Raw genomic sequence first — 18,874 nt, forward strand, 5'->3', positions numbered from 1 at the left:
GCGCATGGCCAAGCTCTATTTCAACTACTCCACCATGAACGCGGGCAAAAGCACGATGCTGCTGCAGGCGTCCTACAATTACCGCGAACGCGGGATGCAGACGCTGTTGCTGACGGCGGCGCTGGACAGCCGTGCGGGCACCGCGCGCATCGCCAGCCGCATCGGCATCGCGGATGAGGCGCAGGTCTTTGACGAGACGACGGATCTGTTCGCGGCGGCGTCCGACCTGATCCCCGGCATCGCCTGCGTCTTCATCGACGAGGCCCAGTTCCTGACCCGCGACCAGGTCTGGCAGCTGGCGCGCGTGGCCGACGATCTGGGCGTGCCCGTCATGTGCTATGGCCTGCGCGTCGATTTCCAGGGCGAGCTGTTTCCCGGATCGGCGGCCCTGCTGGCCCTGGCCGACGACATGCGCGAGGTGCGCACCATCTGTCATTGCGGCAAGAAGGCCACCATGGTCATCCGCCGCGACGGCGAGGGACGCGCGATCACCGAGGGCCAGCAGGTGCAGGTGGGCGGAAACGAGACCTATGTCTCGCTCTGCCGCAGGCATTGGCGGCAGGCCGTGGGCCGCTGACGGACTGCCCAAGGTCAGATCAATTTTTTCCCATCGCGGGCGGCGCGCGTTGCGGGTCGGGGGACCATGATGTAACCATCGGCCCAAACAGGCAGAGGACATAACATGCGCGCTTTTCTTCTCAAGGTTGCAGCCCTGATCGCGCTGGCCGCACCCGCGCAGGCCTTCGACACCAATGCCACCTCGGCATGGGTCTATGACGTCCAGACCGGCACGGTGCTGATGGAAAAGGACGCCGACAAGCCGATCCCCCCTGCCTCGATGTCCAAGCTGATGACGCTTTACATGCTGTTCGAGGCGCTGGACGAAGGGCGCGTGCAGATGGACACGCAGCTGCCCGTCAGCAGCCGCGCGCGGGCGATGGGCGGGTCGACCATGTTCCTGAACGAACTGGACCGCCCGACCGTCGAACAGCTGATCAAGGGCATCATCGTCTTGTCGGGCAACGACGCCTGCGTGGTGGTCGCCGAAGGCCTGGCCGGGACCGAGGATGCCTTTGCCCGCCAGATGACCGAACGCGGCAAGCAGATCGGGCTGGAAAATTCGACCTTCAAGAACTCGAACGGCTGGCCCGCTCCCGAACATCGCATGACGACGCATGATCTGGGCACGGTCGCCCGATTGCTGATCGAGAAATTCCCCGAATATTACGAATATTTCGGCATGACCGAATTCCAGTACGAAGATCGCGCCCCTTCGAACCGCTATAACCGCAACCCGCTGCTGAAGCTGAACATCGGGGCGGACGGACTGAAGACGGGCCATACGCAAGAGGCCGGCTATGGTCTGGTCGGATCGGCCGTGCAGGATGGCCGCCGCGTCATCTTTGTCATCAGCGGCCTTGATACCGAACGCGCCCGCGCCGAGGAATCCGAGCGCATCGTCAACTGGGCGTTTCGACAGTTCACCATGCAAAGCCTTGTTCCGGCGGGCGAAACAGTCGTCGATGCCCCGGTCTGGCTGGGCACCGAAGGCAGCGTCGGCCTGACCACCGAAAAAGGCGTCAACGTGCTGGTCCCCGCCGGTGCCCAGGATCAGGTCAAGGTCGAGGTGGTCTATGACAGCCCCCTTCCCGCCCCCATCACCAAGGGCCAGCAGGTCGGCCAGCTGGTCGTCACCATCCCCGGCACCCGCGACACCGTCACCCCGCTGGTCGCCACGCAGGACGTCCCCGAGGCGGGCTTTATGGGCCGCATGAAGGGCGCCGTGATGCAGCTGGGTCAACGCGCCATCAGCGCCGTCGACAGCTGATGCTGATCAGCTTCGAAGGCATCGACGGTTGCGGCAAGTCCACGCAGGCCCGGCTTCTGGCCGATGGCCTGCGCGCGCAGGGGCGCGATGTCCTGTTGACGCGCGAACCCGGCGGCAGCCCCGGCGCCGAGGAGATCCGGCGCCTGCTGGTCGAAGGCGCGAGCGAACGCTGGTCGCCGGAAACCGAATGCCTGCTGTTCACCGCGGCCCGCCGCGATCATCTGGAACGCAGCATCCGGCCCGCCCTGGCCGCCGGCCAGATGGTCGTCACCGACCGCTTCGCCGACAGCACCCGCGTCTATCAGGGCGCGGCGCGAGGTGATCTGCGGTCCATGGTGGATCGGCTGCATGACCTGATGATCGGAACCGAGCCCGACCGGACCTTCGTCATCGACATCGCCCCCGAAACCGGGCTTGCCCGCGGCATGGCCCGCGGCGGCGCGGAGGACCGCTTCGAGAGCTTGGGGCTGGGGTTTCAGGAACGGCTGGCCGCCGGATTTCGCGCCTTGGCCGCCGAATACCCTGACCGCGTGCGCCTGATCGACGGCACCGGCAGCCCCGAACAGGTCGCGGCCCGCGTGATGGCGGCGCTGTGAAGACCGACCCGGACGATATCCCCGAACCGGACCGCGTCCCCGGTGCGCCCCATCCGCGCCATACGCAGCGCCTTGTCGGCCAGGATCACGCCGTCACGGAATTCGTCGAGGCCGCGCGCAGCGGTCGCCTGCATCATGCCTGGATGCTGACTGGCCCGCGCGGCGTCGGCAAGGCCACCCTGGCCTGGGCCATCGCGCGCTGGTTGTTGTCGGGCGCGCAGTCCCCCGACATGCGCACCGATCCCGACACCCCCGAGGCGCGCCGCGTCAGCGCCCTGTCCGAACCGCGCCTGCAGCTGATCCGCCGCCCCTGGGACGACAAGACCGGCCGCCTGCGCGCCGAGATCACCGTCGACGAAATCCGCAAGCTGCTGTCCTTCTATCACCTCTCGTCCGCCGAGGGCGGGCGCCGCATCGCCATCATCGACGCGGCCGACGACATGAACATTCCCGCCGCCAACGCCCTGCTGAAGGTGCTGGAGGAGCCGCCCAAGGACGCGCTGATCCTGCTGATCGCGCATCAGCCGGCGCGCCTGCTGCCCACCATCCGGTCGCGCTGCCGCACGCTGCGCCTGATGCCGATGAAGCCCGCGCAGATGGGCGGCATCCTGGCCGACCAGGGCATCGACGAAGACGCCGAGGCGCTGGCCGCGCTGTCCGACGGCTCGGTGGGCGAGGCGCTGCGACTGGCCGGACAGGGCGGGCTGGAACGCTATCAGCAGCTGATCGACCTCTTTGCCACCCTGCCCCGCATGGACAGGCTGGCGGCGGCGAAATTCGCCGATGGCGCGGCGGGTCGGGCCGGGGCCGATGGCGATCCCTTCGATCTGACAATCACGCTTCTGGACCGCTTCCTGGTCCGGCTGGCGCGGGCCGGTCTGATGGGGGCGCCCCTGCCGCAGGCCGCCAAGGGCGAAGGCGCGCTGATGGCCCGCCTGTCGCCCGATGATCTGGCCGCCCGGATCTGGGCCGAAGCGCAGGCCCGCCTCTCGGCCCGCGCCCGCACCGGGCGGGCGGTCAACCTTGACCCTGCGGCGCTGGTGATGGATATGGTTCTGGAACTGGCGCAATTGCCGCCCGCGCAATCCGCCCCGACTGCCAAAGGATGACCTATGCAAGACGCGGCCCCTCCGCCGATCGTGGACAGTCATTGCCATCTGGATTTTCCCGATTTCGACGGCGAACATGACGACCTGATTTTCCGTGCGCAGGCGGCTGGCGTGTCGCGCATGGTCACCATCTGCACGCGCCTGCGCCTGGAACCGCAGGTCCGCGCATTGGCCGAGGCGCATGACGGCGTCTTTTACGCCGCAGGCACCCACCCGATGAGCGTGGCCGACGAACCCATGGCGCAGGTCGACGACCTGGTCGCGCTGGCGCAACACCCGAAATTCGTGGGCATCGGTGAAACCGGGCTGGATTACCACTACACCGCCGAAAGCGCCGCCGCCCAGCAGGAAAGCCTGCTGATCCATATCGAGGCCGCGCGCCAAACCCGCCTGCCCCTGATCATCCACGCCCGCGACGCCGATGACGACATGGCCCGCATCCTGACGCGCGAACACAAGGCGGGCGCATTCAGCTGCGTCATGCATTGCTTCAGCAGCAGCGCCGAACTGAGCCGGGCCGCGCTGGATCTGGGCTTCTATCTGTCGATGTCGGGGATCGCGACCTTCCCGCGGTCCCAGGACCTGCGCGACATCTTTGCCGCCGCCCCCATCGACCGCATCCTGGTGGAGACCGACAGCCCCTATCTGGCACCCCCGCCCCATCGCGGCCGTCGGAACGAACCGGCCTATGTCGCCAAGACCGCCGCCGTGGGGGCGCAGGTCTTCGGGATGGATTATGCCGATTTCGCCGCGCAGACGACCGCGAATTTCGACCGCCTGTTCTGGAAGGCCGCCCGATGATCCGCCCGACGATCCGCGCAACGATCCTGGGCTGCGGGTCGTCGGGCGGCGTGCCGCGCCTTGGCGGGCGTTGGGGGGCCTGCGATCCGCAGAACCCGAAAAACCGCCGCCGCCGCTGTTCGCTGCTGGTGGAACGCGACGGGCCGGACGGCACCACGCAGGTGCTGATCGACACCGGACCCGACCTGGTGCCGCAGCTGCTGGATGCGGGGGTCGGCACGCTGAACGGGGTCGTCTATACCCATGCCCATGCCGATCATGTTCACGGCATCGACGACCTGCGCCAGCTGGTCTTCAATGCCCGCCGGATGCTGCCGGTCTGGGCCGACGAACCCACCGCCGAGGCGCTGCTGACGCGCTTTGGCTATGTCTTCGAAACGCCCAAGGGCAGCTTTTACCCCCCCATCTGCCAGCTGAACCCGATCGCGGGCCGCATCGCCATCGACGGCCCCGGCGGCCCGATCCAGATGATCCCCTTCCGCGTCCAGCATGGCGAGATCACCGCATTGGGGTTCCGCATCGGCGGTCTGGTCTATCTGCCCGACGTGTCGGACATCCCGCAGGCCGCCTGGCACCTGATCGAGGACGCTCCCGTCTTTATCATCGATGCCCTGCGATACGAGCCCCATCCCAGCCACGCCCATCTGCAGCAGGCGCTGGACTGGATCGCGATGGCACGCAGTCCCCATGCCGTCCTGACCAACATGCATATCGACATCGACCATGACACGGTCGCGCTTGAAACCCCCGACCACGTGATCCCCGCCTTTGACGGGATGACCATCACCACCACCGCCGATACCCCCGACCTGCCCCCCGCTGCATGAGCGCGCTTTTCACGATCATCCTGCCGGTCTTCCTGATCGTGGGCTTCGGCTATCTGGTGTCGTGGCGCGGCTGGTTCCGCCCCGAGGGTGTGGACGGGCTGATGTCCTTTGCCCAGAATTTCGCCGTGCCGACGCTGCTTTTCGCCTCGATGGCGCGGCTGGATCTGGGGACCGAGTTTCGCGTCCACCTGCTGATCCCCTTTTATGCGGGCGCCTTCTGCAGCTTCCTTGCGGGATGGGCGGGGGCGCGGTTCATCTTCCATCGCCCGCCCATGGATTGCGTGGTGATCGGCTTTGTCTGCCTGTTTTCCAACACGCTGCTGTTGGGGGTGCCGATCACGGAACGCGCCTATGGCCCCGACGCGTTGGCCGGGAACTGGGCGATCATCGCGATGCATTCGCCGCTGCTTTACACCTTCGGCATCACGGTCATGGAATTCACCCGCGCCCGCGGCAGCGACCTGTCGGTGGGGCGCGTCGCCTTGCGGGCGCTGTCGGGGGTGCTGCGGACGTCGCTGGTGATCGGCATCCTGCTGGGGCTGGCCACGAACCTGCTGATGCAGGCGGGGCTGGTGCTGCCGACGGGGTTCTGGGACGGGGTGGACATGATCGGGCGGGCCGCGCTGCCTGCCGCGCTGTTCGGGTTGGGCGGCGTTCTTTACCGCTATCGCCCCGAAGGCGACATGGCGACCATCGCGATGTGCTGTGCCTGTTCGCTGATCCTGCACCCGGCCATCACCTTCGGCATGGGGCATCTGTTCGAACTGGACGTGGCGGGGATGCGGTCGGCGGTGCTGACATCGGCCATGGCGCCGGGGATCAACGCCTATCTGTTCGCCAACATCTATGGCGCGGCCAAGCGCGTGGCGGCGTCGACCGTTCTGGTCGCCACCGCCCTGTCGACGCTCAGCATCTGGATGTGGCTGGCGATCCTGCCGTGATCGCCAGCGCCGTCATTGCGGGCTGAGACCCCGGACGCGTTCCGACCGGCGGCGCAGCAGTTCCACCGTGGTCAGCAGCGCGATCGAGAAGATCACCAGCAGCGTCGCCACCGCCAGGATGGCGGGGCTGATCTGTTCGCGGATCCCGTTCCACATCTGACGCGGGATGGTCTGCTGTTCGGGACCGGCGATGAACAGGACGGCCACGACCTCGTCGAACGAGGTGACGAAGGCAAAAAGCGCCCCCGACACGACGCCCGGCAGGATCAGCGGCATCGTGACCCGGAAGAAGGTCACGCGCGGGTTCGCCCCCAGTGATGCCGCCGCGCGGTTCAGCGATTGGTCAAAGCCCACCAGCGTCGCCGTCACGGTGATGATGACGAAGGGAATGCCAAGCGTGGCATGGGCCAGGATCACCCCCAGATAGCTGCCCGCCAGCTTGCCGCATTGCGGGGTCAGCCCAAAGATCGTCAGCAGCTCGCAGGGGTTCGAATAGAAGAAGAACATCCCCGTGGCCGTGATGATCAGCGGCACGATCATGGGCGAGATCAAGATCGCCATGATCGTGCGCCGGAAGGGCATTTCGGGACGCGACAGGCCCAGGGCTGCCAGCGTCCCAAGCGTGGTTGCCACGATCGTCGCGCAAACCCCGATGATGATCGAGTTCTTCGCCGCCTTGACCCATTTCGCATTCGCCCAGGCATCCGCCCACCACGACATGTCGCGTGGCGCGTCTGGGGCCTGCATCCCGAAGGTCAGCAGGCTGTCATACCAGCGCAGGCTGTAACCCTCGGGGTCGAAGCTGCGCATCTTGTCGGTGAAGGTGAAATAGGGCTCGGCGTTGAAGGACAGCGGCATGATCACGATGATCGGCGCGATCAGGAAGAAGAAGATCGCCGCGCAGATCGCCAGATAGGCGTAGTGCCAAGTCCGCTCCAGCGGGGTTGCATAGGATGGTACGGCCATATCGGTTACCCCAGCTTCAGGTTGTCGACGCCCACCAACCGGTCATAGAGCCAGTAGAGGACAAGAACCGCACCCAGCAGCAGCGCGGCAAGGGCGGCGGCCATCGACCAGTTCAGGGTCGAGGTCATGTGCTGCGCGATCATGTTGGAAATCAGCTGTCCCGACGATCCCCCGACCAGCGCGGGCGTGATGTAATAGCCGACCGCCAGGATGAAGACCAACATCGCCCCCGCCCCCAGCCCCGGCAGCGTCTGCGGGAAATAGATGCGGCGGAAGGCCGTCCAGCTGGTCGCGCCAAGGCTGCGCGCGGCCCGGACATAGGACGGGATGATCGTGCGCATCACGGAATAGAGCGGCAGGATCATGAAGGGCAGCAGGATATGCGTCATCGCGATGATCGTGCCCGTCTGGTTATAGATCATCTGTAACCGCTGCCCACCGCCGATCACGCCCATCCAGACCAACAGGTCGTTCACCACGCCCTGCTGCTGCAGCAGCACCATCCAGCTGGTCGTGCGCACCAGAAGCGAGGTCCAGAAGGGCAGCAGCACCAGGATCATCAGCAGGTTCGACTTGCGCATCGGCAGGGTCGCCAGCAGATGCGCGATGGGAAAGCCCAGCACGAAGGTCAGCAGCGTGATCAGCCCCGACAGCCAGAAGGTCCGCCAGAACAGCATGACATAGACGCGCTGGTTTTCGTCGACCTGCTGGATGTCGCCGTTCACGTCGCGGGTGCGGTCCACGGATGCCAGATAAAAATTCGCGGTATAGGGCGAGGACACCTCGCGCATGGTCGCCCACAGCTGCGGGTCGGCCCATTCCTCGTCGATGGCCAGCAGGGCATCGCGGTAAGGCGGCTCGATCCCGTCGCGGACCTTGCGTCCTGTCGAGGTGAACAGCGACCGCGTCCCCGGCATGTCATAATTCACGCGAGTGCCCACGACGCCGATATTGCGCGCCTCGGCCGATGCCTGCAGGTCGGTCGCCAGCGCCTGCCATGCGGCATCGTCGGGTTGGGTCCCACGCTCGGTCTGGGCGAACCAGGCCGAGACGTTCGGCATGTTCGCGGAAAACCCGTCATTGTGGAAGGATCGCTGCAGCATCTGGCCGATCGGCACCACGAAGGTGATCAGGATGAAGGCCAGCAGCGGCAGGACCAGAAGGAATGCCCTGCGGCGGGCGCGGGACTGGCTGCGGGCCAGGGCCCGGACCAGCGGCTTGCCGTCTGCGGTGGTCAAGGGCTGCGCCACGACACCCGATGCGGTGGTCGTGATCGCAGCATGCGGATCAAGTGCGGTATTCGCCATGTCGTCCCCGATATTCGGACCCGTCACCCCGGATGCGGGGTGACGGCATTGGGCATCAGGAAGAGGCGAGCCAGCTGTTGAAACGCTCGCTCAGTTCGGCGGCATGGTCGGCCCAGAACTCGGGGTCGTCCAGCACGGCGCTTTCAAGGTTTTCGGGCGCGGTGGGCATGTGGGGCGCCATCTCGGTCTTGCCGTCCTTGTACATCCCGACCAGCGCGGCCGAGGATTTCCGTGCCGGGCCATAGCTGATATACTGCGCCTGATCGGCCAGCCGCTGCGTGTCGGTGGCGAATTTCAGGTATTCCATGGCGTTTTCGGGGTTCGGCGCGTCGACCGGAATGACGAACATGTCCAGGTCCATGTACTGGCCGTCCCAGATCACCTCGAAGGGTTGGCCCTCGCCGACCATCGCGTCGAAGATGCGGCCGTTATAGGCGGTGGTCATGCTGACCTCGCCATCGGCCAGCAGCTGCACGGGCTGGGCGCCGGCTTCCCACCAGACGACCTCGTCCTTGATGGTGTCCAGCTTGTCGAAGGCGCGCTGGACGCCTTCATCGGTGCCCAGGACGTCATAGACCTCGGCAGCGGGCACGCCATCGGCGATCAGCGCCAGGTACAGCGTGCGCTTGGGGTTCTTGGGCAGGCCGCGCTTGCCGGGGAAGGTCTCGGTGTCGAAGAAATCGGCGGCGGTCGTGGGCGGGTTGTCGGTGAACTTGGTGGTGTTGTAGGAAATCACCGTGCCCCAGACGATGTTCGCCACGGCGCAATCCAGCAGCGCGCCATCGACGAAATCCTCGGCGGCGGGTGTGCCGTCGGGTGCTGCGGGCAGGTCGGCGGGGTCGATCTCCATCAGCGCGCCTTCGTCGCACAGGCGGATCGCGTCGGAAACCTCGACATCGAAGACGTCGCCGGTCACGTTGCCCGCTTCGACCTGCGCGCGCAGGGGCGTGGCCGGGTTGTCGGCGGCGATCATGTTGACCTTGATGCCGGTCTCTTCGGCGAAGGGCTTGTTATAGGCCTCGACCTGGCTGGTCTCATAGGCACCGCCCCAGGATACGACGTTCACCTCCTGGGCGGTGGCACCGAATGCGATGCCGGCCAGCGCGGTGGACATGATAAGCGTAGTTTTCACGGTAAGCTCCCTTGTGGATTCATGCCGGGCTTTCTGCCCGTTTCTTGTGTCCCTTGCGGGACTGGCAGCCGGGCGGATACCGCCGGGCCGCAGGTTCCGGGGTTGGCTGCGCCTCAGACGGGGTCCAGGGCGCGGGCATCCTCGGGGTGCCAGCCGATGCGCACGGCCTGTCCGGCATGCAGATGGGTCTGGCCGATGGTGTTGCGCATCTTCATGACGAAATTGTCCGATCCCGCCACCCGCAGCCGGGCGCGCAGGATGTCGCCCATATAGACGACCTCGATCACCTGCGCCTCGATGGTATGGGCGCCGGGGGGCATCATCTCGGGCTTGAACTCGACCCGTTCGGGCCGGATCGAGACCGTGGTGCGCTGACCCTTTTCGCGGATGTTGACGGCGGTCGCGTCGATCAGGCCGCCATCGTCCAGACGCACCAGGGCCTTTTCGCCGTCCAATTTTTCGATCGTGCCGGGCAACGCGTTGTTTTCACCGATGAACCCGGCCACAAAGCTGTTCTGCGGGCGTTCATACAGGTCTGCCGGCGCCGCCAGCTGCTGGATGCGCCCGTCGTTGAAAACGGCGACGCGGTCCGACATGGTCAGCGCCTCGCCCTGGTCATGGGTGACATAGACCACGGTGATGCCCAGCTGTTCGTGCAGATGCTTGATCTCGAACTGCATGTGTTCGCGCAGCTGCTTGTCCAGCGCGCCAAGCGGTTCGTCCATCAGAACCAGCTGGGGATCGAAGACCAGCGCCCGGGCCAGCGCGATCCGCTGTTGCTGGCCGCCCGACAGCTGGGCGGGCCTGCGGTTGATGAACTTGCCCATCTGGACCATGTCCAGGGCCCGCTTGACGCGGGTTTCGCGTTCGCCGCGCGCCATGCCGCGCACTTCCAGCGGGAAGGACAGGTTCTCGCCCACGGTCATGTGGGGAAACAGCGCATAGTTCTGGAACACCATCCCGATGCCGCGCTTGTGGGGCGGCACCTGGTTGATCGGCCTGCCATCCAGGCGGATCTCACCATGCGTGGCGGTTTCGAAGCCTGCCAGCATCATCAGGCAGGTGGTCTTGCCGGAACCGGACGGCCCCAGCATCGTTACAAATTCACCCTTGGCGATGGAGAGGTTCAGGTCTTTGACGACAAGCACCTGTCCGTCATAGCTTTTTTGCACATGCTCAAATGCGACGAAAGCCTCGCCGTGTCGGTCGTCCAGCAAAAGGCGCTCTCCCTGTTGTCGGCTTCTTGTTCAGCGCTGATGCAGGTTAAGCGGGCATCCGCCGTTCTTGCAACTGAATTGTATGCCTACATGCCGAGATGAAAACGCGCCCGACAGGCCAATCAGGCCTGGGGCGCGTCGAATTCTTGCGGTGATCCCGCCCGGGCCGGCGCTGCCCCTCGAAGGGGCAAGGCGCCGGGGAATCAGGCAGGGAACAATTGATCAGTCGGGGCGCTTGCCACCCTTGCGGTGCGGCTTGCCGGCCGGCTTTTCAAAGCGCGGCTTGCCCTTGGCGGCCCATGCGGGCTTGGCCGGACCACCGGGCTTGCGCGGTCCCGCGCCATCGGCCGAGGATTTCTTCTTCCACGCCTTCACCGCGGGCTTGGGGCCTTCGGTGCGCGGATCGGCCAATCCGGCGTCGTCGGGAATCCAGCCGCCCTTGGCCGCCTTGACGCGATCCTGGTGGGACCCGTCATCCTTGCGGCGCGGCGCAGGCTTGGCGCGGGCCGGGCGATCTTCGCGCGGGCCATCGTAACGGGGCGCGCGGGGCGCCCGTTCGATCGGGGCGTCCAGGTCGGGCGCGCCTTCCATGCGACGCATGGTCACCTCGGGGGTGATCTCCATGAAATCGCCAAAGCGGTCGGCAACCTCCTGGGCGATCTGGACATAGCTCAGGTCCTGCTTGACGCGGATCGCGCCGATGCCGTCACGGGTGATCCCGCCCGCATCGCAGATCTTGGGCAGCAGCCAGCGCGCCTCGGCGCGGCCCGAATGACCGACCGACAGGGTGAACCAGACCGAAGGCCCGAATTCGCGCGGCGCACGCGGTGCCATGGGCGCGGGCGGGGCCTGCGTCTCCATCAGCTCCTCGGCGGCGGGACGGCCTTCGCGCCACATGCGCAGGAAGGCGACGGCCACCTGTTCGGCGCCGAACTTCTCCAGCAGCTGGGCGGCCAGGGGCGCGTCTTCGCCCGGCGCGTCGCGCAGCGCTTCGTGTTCCAGCATGCGCTTATCGTCGCGTTCGCGAACCTCGTCTGCCGAAGGTGCCTTGGCCCATTCGGCCACGACCTTGGCATTCTGCATCAGGCGCTGCGCGCGCTTGTAATCCGACGACGGCACGATCAGCGCCGAAACACCCTTGGACCCGGCGCGGCCCGTCCGGCCCGACCGGTGCAGCAGGGTTTCGGGGTTGGTCGGCAGATCGGCATGGATCACCAGTTCCAGCCCCGGCAGGTCGATGCCGCGTGCGGCCACGTCGGTCGCGATGCAGACGCGGGCGCGTCCGTCGCGCAGCGCCTGCAGGGCATGGGTGCGTTCCTGCTGGCTCAGTTCGCCCGACAGGGCGACGCATTTGAAACCGCGGTTCGACATGCGCGCCAGCAGGTGGTTCACGTTGGCGCGCGTCTTGCAGAACACGATCGAGGTCTGCGCCTCGTGCATCCGCAGCAGGTTGAAGATGGCCGGTTCGCGGTCGCGCGGCGTGACGCTGTAGGCGCGATAGGCGATGTCGCCGTGCTGGCGGGCCTCGCCCATGGCGGCGATGCGCAGGGCGTCACGCTGGAAATCGCGGGCCAGCTTTTCGATGGCGGGCGGCACCGTGGCCGAGAACATCAGCGTGCGGCGTTCGGCGGGCGCGGCGGCCAAGATGTATTCCAGGTCGTCGCGGAAACCCAGGTCCAGCATCTCGTCGGCCTCGTCTAGGACGGCGGCGCGCAGCGATGCCAGGTCCAGGCTGCCCCGGTCGATATGGTCGCGCAGACGGCCCGGCGTGCCGACGACGATCTGGGCGCCCTGCTGCAGGTTGCGGCGTTCGGTGCGGTAATCCATGCCGCCGACGCAGGTCGCGATCCGCGCGCCCGTCCCGGCATAGAGCCATTCCAGTTCGCGCGCCACCTGCAAGGCCAGTTCGCGGGTCGGCGCGATGGCCAGGGCCAGCGGACGATCACCGTCCAGCCGCTCTCCGTCCAGCAGCAGGTCCGCGCCGATGGCCAGGCCGAAGGCCACGGTCTTGCCCGATCCGGTCTGTGCCGAAACCAGCAGGTCGCGCCCTTGGGCTTCGTCTGCCAGAACGGCGGATTGCACGGAGGTCAGGCTTTCATAGCCCTTGGAAGCCAGCGCCGCCTGAAGCGGTGCGGGGAAGTTCAATTCGGTCATTTGATTCGCCAAATGGGGGGTGTCGTTCACCCGATGAGCGGCACCCCGTCGCTGCGACCGGCCCACCCTGCACCCGCCGCCCCGGACATGCGGAGCCAAAGATGGGTTCCTAGTCCACGCGCGCCGTAAAGTCCACCGAAGATCTGAACTGATTTCTTGGCCGCCTTTTCCTTGACTTGGGCCCGCTGCGCGGCCCTGATGCGCGCGACCCCGATCACAGGTTTCCAGATGACCCGCACAGCCCATCCCCCGATCAAGGATGCCATCAGGACATGGGCGCGGATCGCCGCGCTCAGCTTTGGCGGGCCCGCCGGCCAGATCGCCGTCATGCACCGCATCCTGGTCGAGGAACGCCGCTGGATCGACGAGGACCGTTTCCTGCACGCGCTGAATTTCTGCATGCTGCTGCCCGGCCCCGAGGCGCAGCAGCTGGCCACCTATATCGGCTGGCTGATGCATGGCGTGCGCGGCGCGCTGATCGCGGGGGTGCTGTTCATCCTGCCGGGCGTGGTGGCGATCATGGCGCTCAGCGTGGTCTATGTCACGCTTGGCGACGTGGGCATCGTGGCGGGGATCTTCTTCGGGCTGAAGGCAGCGGTCCTGGCGATCGTGGTGCAGGCGGTGATCCGGCTTGCGGGGCGGGCGCTGAAGGGGCCGGCGCTGCGCATCATTGCGGGGGCGGCCTTCGTGGCGCTCTTCGCGCTGGACGCACCTTTTCCGCTGGTGATCGCGCTGGCCGCCCTGGCGGGCGCGCTGATGGGGGGAGCCCCGACCCCGGACGGCACCGGCACTGCCCTGCCCGTTCAGGACGCGCGCGCCGCCCGCCGCGCGGCCATCTGGGCGCTGGTGCTGTGGCTGGTCCCGGTCCTGGCGCTGGTCCTGCTGGCGCCGGGCAGCGTCTTTGCCGATATCGCCACCTTCTTTTCGCGGCTGGCCGTGCTGTCCTTCGGGGGCGCCTATGCCGTTCTGGCCTGGGTCGGGCAGGAGGCCGTGGGCCATTACGGCTGGCTGCAGCCCACGCAGATGCTGGACGGTCTGGGCATGGCCGAAACCACGCCCGGACCGCTGATCATGGTGCTGCAATTCGTGGGCTTCATGGCGGCCTATGGCGCGGACCATGCCCATCCGCTGCTGGCCGCCATGCTGGGCGGGCTGCTGGCGACCTGGGTCACCTTCGCGCCCTGCTTCGCCTTCATCTTCATCGGCGCCCCCTTCATGGAGGGGTTGCGCCGCAGCGCCCGCCTGTCGGCCGCCCTGCGCGCCGTCACCGCCGCCGTGGTGGGCGTCATCCTGAACCTGGCCGTCTGGTTCGCCATCCACCTGATCTGGCAGCAGACCGTCGCATGGGACGTGGGGCCGATCCATCTGCGGCTGCCGGTCATGACATCGCTGGACCCGGTGGCGGCGCTGCTGTGCGCGGCGACGCTGGTTGCCGCCCTGTGGCTGCGGCCGGGCATGGCAACCCTGCTGGGCGGGGCGGCCCTGGCCGGGATCGCGCTGCAGATGGCGGGGCTGACATGACCCCCCTTGCGGGCCTTTCCGCATCGCGCTAGCCTTTTCCTGCAAACCGTTGGGGTGTCCCGTCACAGGGGCTGAGAGGCGTCAGCCAACCCATCGAACCTGATCCGGGTCATACCGGCGGAGGGAACGGTGCAGATGATCGCGGGGCCAGTCCCGCCCTTTGTTCCCCCTTGCGCCGTCCTGTCCCCGACCGCACAAGGAGCGCAACGTGACCGCCATCGCCCTGACCATCGCCGGTTCCGATTCCGGCGGAGGCGCCGGCATCCAGGCCGACCTCAAGACATTTTCCGCGCTTGGCGTCTATGGGGCCAGCGTCATCACCGCCCTGACCGCCCAGAACACCCGCACCGTGGCCCGCGTCCAGCCCGCAGGCCCCGCCATGATCGCGGCGCAGATCGCGACCGTCTTCGACGATCTGGACATTCGCGCGGTCAAGCTGGGGATGCTGGGCGACGGCCCTGCCATCCGCGCCGTGGCCGAGGGGCTGGCGGGACGCGGCCTGCCCGTCGTTCTGGACCCTGTGATGGTGGCGAAATCGGGCGACACGCTGCTGGCCGATGACGCCATCGACGGGTTGCGTGCCCTGCTGCTGCCCCGGGCCACCCTGCTGACCCCGAACCTGCCCGAGGCTGCCCGGCTGACGGGCGCGCCCCCGGCCCGGTCCCGCGACCAGATGCGCGATCAGGCGCTGGCGCTGATGCAAATGGGCGCGCGGGCCGTGCTGTTGAAGGGCGGGCATGGGCATGGGCCGCAATGCCACGACTTGCTGATGACGCCCGATGGCCCGCGCTGGTTGTCGGCCCCCCGCCATGCCACCCGCAACACGCATGGCACCGGCTGCACCCTGTCGGCGGCCGTCGCGGCGGAACTGGCCAAGGGGCGGCCTTTGCAGGAGGCCGTTACCGCGGCGCACCGCTATCTGCAGGGGGCCATCGCGGCGGCGGACAGCCTGACGGTCGGACAGGGCCATGGGCCGGTGCATCACTTTCACGCGGTCTGGCCCCATGCGTGACATCACCATCATCGGCGCGGGCGTGGCCGGGCTGTTCGCGGCGTGGCACCTGGCGCAACGGGGCTGGCACCCCCGCATCATCGACCGGAACGGCGCGCCGGGCCCGCATGGCTGTTCCTGGTGGGCGGGCGGCATGCTGGCCCCCATCTGCGAAGGCGTCACCGCCGATCCGCTGATCGCCCGCCTGGGTGGGCAGGCCGCCGATGACTGGGCGCAGGTCACCACGGTCACGCGCCGCGGCACGCTGGTCCTGGCGCTGGACCGCGACCGGGCCGAGCTGTCGCGCTTTGCCCGCCGCGCGCCGGGGCACCGGATGCTGGACGGAGCTGCGCTGGCGGCGCTGGAGCCCGACCTGGCCGACCACCGTCACGCCCTGCATGTCCCGTCCGAGGCGCATCTGGACCCCCGGCAGGCGCTTGCCGATCTGGTGACGGCCCTGCACGACCGGGGCATCGCCATCGAAACCGGAGATGCGCAGCCGCAGGATGTCACGGGCCCGGTGATCGACGCGCGCGGCATGGCCGCCACCCTGCCCGACCTGCGCGGCGTCCGGGGCGAGATGGTCGTTCTTCACGCCCCCGACATCACCCTGTCGCGCCCCGTCCGGCTGCTGCATCCGCGCCACCCGCTTTACGTCGTGCCGCGCGGCGACGGCATCGTCATGCTGGGCGCGACCCAGATCGAGACCGAGGCACGCCGCCCCATCACCGCCCGCGCCCTGCTGGAACTGCTGTCGGCGGCCTATGCGCTGGACGCGCGCTTTGCCGAAAGCACGGTGCTGGAAACCGGCACCGACCTGCGGCCCGCCTTTCCCGACAACATCCCGCGGGTGACGGTGCGCAGGCGCGTGCTGCACCTGAACGGCCTGTTCCGCCACGGCTATCTGATGGCGCCCGCCCTGGCGCGACAGGCCGCCGATTACCTGACCCATGGCACCCGAGGAGAGCTGATCCATGAAGATTGAGCTGAACGGCACCCCCCACGACATCGCCGCCGCCACCGTCGCCGATGCGCTGGCCGAACTGGGCTGGGCCGATGCCCGCGTCGCCACCGCCCTGAACGGCGATTTCCTGCCCGCCGCCGCCCGCGCCGCGCAGCCCCTGCAGGACGGCGATCGGCTGGAGGTTCTGGCCCCAATGCAGGGAGGATGAGCGATGCGTGATTTCTATGGCGTGACGCTGGACAGCCCGCTGATGCTGGGGACGGCGCAATACCCCTCGCCCCAGGTGATGCAACAGGCCTTTGCGGCATCGGGGGCCAGCGTGGCGACGGTGTCGCTGCGGCGCGAAAGCGGCCAGGGGCAGGCCTTCGGGCAGATGGTCCGCGACCTTGGGGTCCGCATCCTGCCCAACACCGCCGGCTGTCACAACGCCCGCGAGGCGATCACCACCGCCCGCATGGCGCGCGAGATCTTTGGAACGACCTGGATCAAGCTGGAGGTGATCGGCCATGCCGACACGCTGCAGCCCGACCCCTTCGGCCTGCTGGAGGCTGCCCAGACGCTCTGTGCCGAAGGCTTCGACGTCTTCCCCTACACGACCGAGGATCAAGTGCTGGCCCGCCGCCTGGTCGATGCGGGCTGTCGCGTGCTGATGCCCTGGGGTGCGCCCATCGGGTCGGGCATGGGGCTGAACAACCGCCACGGGCTGCGCAGCCTGCGCGGGGCCTTTCCCGATATCCCCATGGTCATCGACGCCGGTCTGGGCCTGCCCAGCCATGCCGCCGATGCGCTGGAAATGGGGTTCGACGCCGTGCTGCTGAACAGCGCCGTGGCGCAGGCGGGCGATCCCGTTGCCATGGCACGGGCCTTTGGGCTGGCCGTGCAGGCAGGGGCCATGGCGGCGGGCGCCGACCCGATGGGGGTGCGCGACATGGGGGTACCCTCGACCCCGCTGATCGGAAAGGCGTGGTTGTGATGCTGCCGAAATTCTATCCCATCTTCGACGATGCGGCCTGGCTGGACCGCGCCCTGCCCCTTGGGGTCCGGCTGGCGCAACTGCGCATCAAGGACCGGCTCGTCGATCAGCTGCGCGACCAGATCCGCCGCGCGATGGTGCTGTCCCGGCGGCACGGGGCCGCGCTGGTCGTGAACGACCACTGGCAGATCGCCATCGACGAAGGCGCCGAGTGGCTGCATCTGGGGCAGGAGGATCTGGCGGATGCCGACCTGCCCGCCATCCGGCGCGCGGGGCTGCGATTGGGGCTTTCTACCCATGACCACGCCGAACTGGATCGCGCACTGGCCTGCGCGCCCGATTATATTGCCCTTGGGCCGGTCTATCCGACCATTTTGAAACAGATGGCATGGGAACCCCAGGGCCTGGGACGGGTCACCGAATGGAAGCGGCTGATCGGCCCTATCCCCTTGGTCGCCATTGGCGGTTTCACCGTCGAACGCGCCAGGGGGGCCTTTGACGCGGGTGCCGACGTGGTTTCTGCCGTCACCGACATCACTTTGAATGCCGACCCCGAAGGACGGATGCGCGAATGGCTGGCGATATGAGCCGCTATGCCCGCCAGATGATCCTGCCCCGGATCGGGGCTGCGGGGCAGGACCGGCTGTCGCAGGCGCATGTGCTGATCGTCGGCGCGGGGGGCCTGGGCGTGCCCGCGCTGCAATACCTGGCCGGGGCCGGTGTCGGGCGGATCACCCTGGTCGATGGCGACCGGATCGAGGAAACGAACCTGCACCGCCAGCCGATCTATCCCATGGATGCCATCGGCCAGCCCAAGGCCACGGTCGCCGCCCGGATCATGGCCGCGATGAACCCCAATATCCGCATCGAAGCGCAGACCGATTGGCTGGACCCCGCCAATGCGCCCGACCTGATCGCACAGGCCGACCTGGTCTTGGATTGCGCCGACAGCTTTGCGGTGTCCTTGACCCTGTCGGATGCCTGCAGGGCGGCGCGCGTGCCGCTGATCGCCGCGTCGGCGCTGGCGATGTCAGGCTATGTCGCGGGGTGCTGCGGATCGGCGCCCAGCCTGCGGGCGATCTTTCCCGACCTGCCGACGGGCGGCGGGACCTGTGCCACCAACGGAGTGATGGGGCCGGTGGTGGGCATGATCGGCGCGCTGCAGGCGCAGATGGCGATGGGGGTGCTGCTGGACCTGCCCGAACGGCCGCTTGGGCGGCTGGTCAGCTTGGATGCCGCGACCTGGCGGATGGGCGGCTTCCGCTTTGACGGCGCGCCCGAACCCGCGCGGCCCCTGCCCTTCATCGGACAAACGCAGATCACCGAAGCCGACCTGCTGATCGACCTGCGATCCGAAGCGCCGCCCTTCCGCGCCGATGCCCGCCACGTTCCCCCGGACGACATCGCCCAGCTGACCCCGCCCGCGGGCTGCCGCGTGGTGCTGGCCTGCCGGACCGGCCTGCGGGCGCATCACGCGGGCCAGACCCTGCGCCGGCATTGGGACGGAGAGATCGCCCTGCTGGCGCTGCCGGACGCATAGGAAAAGG

Annotated in this window: 19 protein-coding genes and 1 riboswitch; of the genes, 14 read left to right on the forward strand and 5 right to left on the reverse strand. The window is 67.7% G+C overall.

Annotated elements, in window-relative coordinates; translation table 11 throughout:
* The first annotated feature begins 4 nt into the window (after positions 1-4).
* The 7 genes from IE00_RS11645 to IE00_RS11675 all read left to right on the forward strand — a co-directional run bounded on the left by IE00_RS11645 (position 5) and on the right by IE00_RS11675 (position 6,102).
* Positions 5-577 (forward strand): thymidine kinase, encoded by a 573-nt coding sequence (locus IE00_RS11645; RefSeq protein WP_072297289.1) that lies wholly within the window; start codon positions 5-7, stop codon positions 575-577.
* A 105-nt stretch (positions 578-682) separates the two neighbouring features.
* The gene (locus IE00_RS11650) at positions 683-1,828 is read left to right on the forward strand and encodes a D-alanyl-D-alanine carboxypeptidase family protein (RefSeq protein ID WP_072297290.1); all 1,146 of its coding nucleotides are present in this window, start codon (positions 683-685) and stop codon (positions 1,826-1,828) included.
* The gene (tmk, locus tag IE00_RS11655; RefSeq protein ID WP_072297291.1) at positions 1,828-2,424 is read left to right on the forward strand and encodes a dTMP kinase; all 597 of its coding nucleotides are present in this window, start codon (positions 1,828-1,830) and stop codon (positions 2,422-2,424) included. The genes IE00_RS11650 and tmk overlap by 1 nt, the downstream gene beginning before the upstream one ends.
* Positions 2,421-3,533, forward strand: coding sequence for a DNA polymerase III subunit delta' (locus tag IE00_RS11660; protein ID WP_072297292.1), 1,113 nt, complete (start codon positions 2,421-2,423; stop codon positions 3,531-3,533). Before tmk ends, IE00_RS11660 begins: the two co-directional genes overlap by 4 nt.
* A 3-nt stretch (positions 3,534-3,536) precedes the next feature.
* Positions 3,537-4,334 carry a TatD family hydrolase gene (locus tag IE00_RS11665; protein ID WP_072297293.1) on the forward strand — a complete coding sequence of 266 codons (798 nt, stop codon included), beginning with the start codon at positions 3,537-3,539 and terminating at the stop codon, positions 4,332-4,334.
* On the forward strand, positions 4,331-5,161 hold the full coding sequence (locus IE00_RS11670) for an MBL fold metallo-hydrolase (RefSeq protein ID WP_072297294.1): 831 nt from the start codon (positions 4,331-4,333) through the stop codon (positions 5,159-5,161). The genes IE00_RS11665 and IE00_RS11670 overlap by 4 nt, the downstream gene beginning before the upstream one ends.
* Positions 5,158-6,102 (forward strand): AEC family transporter, encoded by a 945-nt coding sequence (locus tag IE00_RS11675; protein WP_072297295.1) that lies wholly within the window; start codon positions 5,158-5,160, stop codon positions 6,100-6,102. The genes IE00_RS11670 and IE00_RS11675 overlap by 4 nt, the downstream gene beginning before the upstream one ends.
* 12 nt (positions 6,103-6,114) lie before the next feature.
* Here IE00_RS11675 and IE00_RS11680 read toward each other — a convergent pair whose 3' ends face one another.
* The 5 genes from IE00_RS11680 to IE00_RS11700 all read right to left on the reverse strand — a co-directional run bounded on the left by IE00_RS11680 (position 6,115) and on the right by IE00_RS11700 (position 12,878).
* On the reverse strand, positions 6,115-7,068 hold the full coding sequence (locus IE00_RS11680) for an ABC transporter permease (protein WP_072297296.1): 954 nt from the start codon (positions 7,066-7,068) through the stop codon (positions 6,115-6,117).
* A 5-nt stretch (positions 7,069-7,073) separates the two neighbouring features.
* Positions 7,074-8,375: an ABC transporter permease gene (locus IE00_RS11685; RefSeq protein WP_072297390.1), complete on the reverse strand. Its 1,302-nt coding sequence runs from the start codon at positions 8,373-8,375 to the stop codon at positions 7,074-7,076.
* Between the two features lie 55 nt (positions 8,376-8,430).
* Entirely contained in the window at positions 8,431-9,507 is a 1,077-nt protein-coding gene (locus IE00_RS11690; protein WP_240493865.1) for an ABC transporter substrate-binding protein, read from the reverse strand.
* Between the two features lie 113 nt (positions 9,508-9,620).
* Positions 9,621-10,724 (reverse strand): ABC transporter ATP-binding protein, encoded by a 1,104-nt coding sequence (locus IE00_RS11695; RefSeq protein WP_072297298.1) that lies wholly within the window; start codon positions 10,722-10,724, stop codon positions 9,621-9,623.
* A 222-nt stretch (positions 10,725-10,946) separates the two neighbouring features.
* Positions 10,947-12,878, reverse strand: coding sequence for a DEAD/DEAH box helicase (locus IE00_RS11700; RefSeq protein WP_072297299.1), 1,932 nt, complete (start codon positions 12,876-12,878; stop codon positions 10,947-10,949).
* Positions 12,879-13,106: 228 nt separating this feature from the next.
* On the opposite strand from IE00_RS11700, the gene chrA reads away from it, so the two are divergent.
* The 7 genes from chrA to IE00_RS11735 all read left to right on the forward strand — a co-directional run bounded on the left by chrA (position 13,107) and on the right by IE00_RS11735 (position 18,867).
* Positions 13,107-14,399, forward strand: a complete 1,293-nt coding sequence (chrA, locus tag IE00_RS11705) for a chromate efflux transporter (RefSeq protein ID WP_072297391.1) — start codon at positions 13,107-13,109, stop codon at positions 14,397-14,399.
* A gap of 40 nt (positions 14,400-14,439) precedes the next feature.
* Positions 14,440-14,542: riboswitch (TPP riboswitch) on the forward strand.
* A gap of 65 nt (positions 14,543-14,607) precedes the next feature.
* A complete protein-coding gene (thiD, locus tag IE00_RS11710) occupies positions 14,608-15,411 on the forward strand; it encodes a bifunctional hydroxymethylpyrimidine kinase/phosphomethylpyrimidine kinase (RefSeq protein WP_072297300.1) in 804 nt (267 codons plus the stop codon).
* Positions 15,404-16,375, forward strand: coding sequence for an FAD-dependent oxidoreductase (locus IE00_RS11715; protein ID WP_072297301.1), 972 nt, complete (start codon positions 15,404-15,406; stop codon positions 16,373-16,375). Before thiD ends, IE00_RS11715 begins: the two co-directional genes overlap by 8 nt.
* Positions 16,365-16,562, forward strand: coding sequence for a sulfur carrier protein ThiS (gene thiS / locus IE00_RS11720; RefSeq protein ID WP_072297302.1), 198 nt, complete (start codon positions 16,365-16,367; stop codon positions 16,560-16,562). Before IE00_RS11715 ends, thiS begins: the two co-directional genes overlap by 11 nt.
* Before the next feature lie 3 nt (positions 16,563-16,565).
* A complete protein-coding gene (locus IE00_RS11725; protein WP_072297303.1) occupies positions 16,566-17,327 on the forward strand; it encodes a thiazole synthase in 762 nt (253 codons plus the stop codon).
* The gene (locus IE00_RS11730; protein ID WP_072297304.1) at positions 17,324-17,914 is read left to right on the forward strand and encodes a thiamine phosphate synthase; all 591 of its coding nucleotides are present in this window, start codon (positions 17,324-17,326) and stop codon (positions 17,912-17,914) included. Before IE00_RS11725 ends, IE00_RS11730 begins: the two co-directional genes overlap by 4 nt.
* Positions 17,899-18,867, forward strand: a complete 969-nt coding sequence (locus IE00_RS11735) for a HesA/MoeB/ThiF family protein (protein ID WP_240493867.1) — start codon at positions 17,899-17,901, stop codon at positions 18,865-18,867. The genes IE00_RS11730 and IE00_RS11735 overlap by 16 nt, the downstream gene beginning before the upstream one ends.
* The last annotated feature ends 7 nt before the right edge of the window (positions 18,868-18,874 follow it).

This window comes from Paracoccus sp. SM22M-07 (genome assembly GCF_001887735.1).
Lineage (GTDB): Bacteria > Pseudomonadota > Alphaproteobacteria > Rhodobacterales > Rhodobacteraceae > Paracoccus.

Excerpts from the sequence above, each read along its gene's own strand:
- IE00_RS11645 (WP_072297289.1), top strand. The coding sequence starts at position 5 with ATGGCCAAGCTCTATTTCAACTACTCCACCATGAACGCGGGCAAAAGC.
- IE00_RS11700 (WP_072297299.1), bottom strand. The coding sequence starts at position 12,878 with ATGACCGAATTGAACTTCCCCGCACCGCTTCAGGCGGCGCTGGCTTCC.
- IE00_RS11650 (WP_072297290.1), top strand. The coding sequence starts at position 683 with ATGCGCGCTTTTCTTCTCAAGGTTGCAGCCCTGATCGCGCTGGCCGCA.
- chrA (WP_072297391.1), top strand. The coding sequence starts at position 13,107 with ATGACCCGCACAGCCCATCCCCCGATCAAGGATGCCATCAGGACATGG.
- IE00_RS11670 (WP_072297294.1), top strand. The coding sequence starts at position 4,331 with ATGATCCGCCCGACGATCCGCGCAACGATCCTGGGCTGCGGGTCGTCG.
- IE00_RS11715 (WP_072297301.1), top strand. The coding sequence starts at position 15,404 with ATGCGTGACATCACCATCATCGGCGCGGGCGTGGCCGGGCTGTTCGCG.
- IE00_RS11735 (WP_240493867.1), top strand. The coding sequence starts at position 17,899 with ATGGCTGGCGATATGAGCCGCTATGCCCGCCAGATGATCCTGCCCCGG.
- IE00_RS11685 (WP_072297390.1), bottom strand. The coding sequence starts at position 8,375 with ATGGCGAATACCGCACTTGATCCGCATGCTGCGATCACGACCACCGCA.
- IE00_RS11680 (WP_072297296.1), bottom strand. The coding sequence starts at position 7,068 with ATGGCCGTACCATCCTATGCAACCCCGCTGGAGCGGACTTGGCACTAC.
- tmk (WP_072297291.1), top strand. The coding sequence starts at position 1,828 with ATGCTGATCAGCTTCGAAGGCATCGACGGTTGCGGCAAGTCCACGCAG.
- IE00_RS11675 (WP_072297295.1), top strand. The coding sequence starts at position 5,158 with ATGAGCGCGCTTTTCACGATCATCCTGCCGGTCTTCCTGATCGTGGGC.
- IE00_RS11665 (WP_072297293.1), top strand. The coding sequence starts at position 3,537 with ATGCAAGACGCGGCCCCTCCGCCGATCGTGGACAGTCATTGCCATCTG.
- IE00_RS11725 (WP_072297303.1), top strand. The coding sequence starts at position 16,566 with ATGCGTGATTTCTATGGCGTGACGCTGGACAGCCCGCTGATGCTGGGG.
- thiS (WP_072297302.1), top strand. The coding sequence starts at position 16,365 with ATGAAGATTGAGCTGAACGGCACCCCCCACGACATCGCCGCCGCCACC.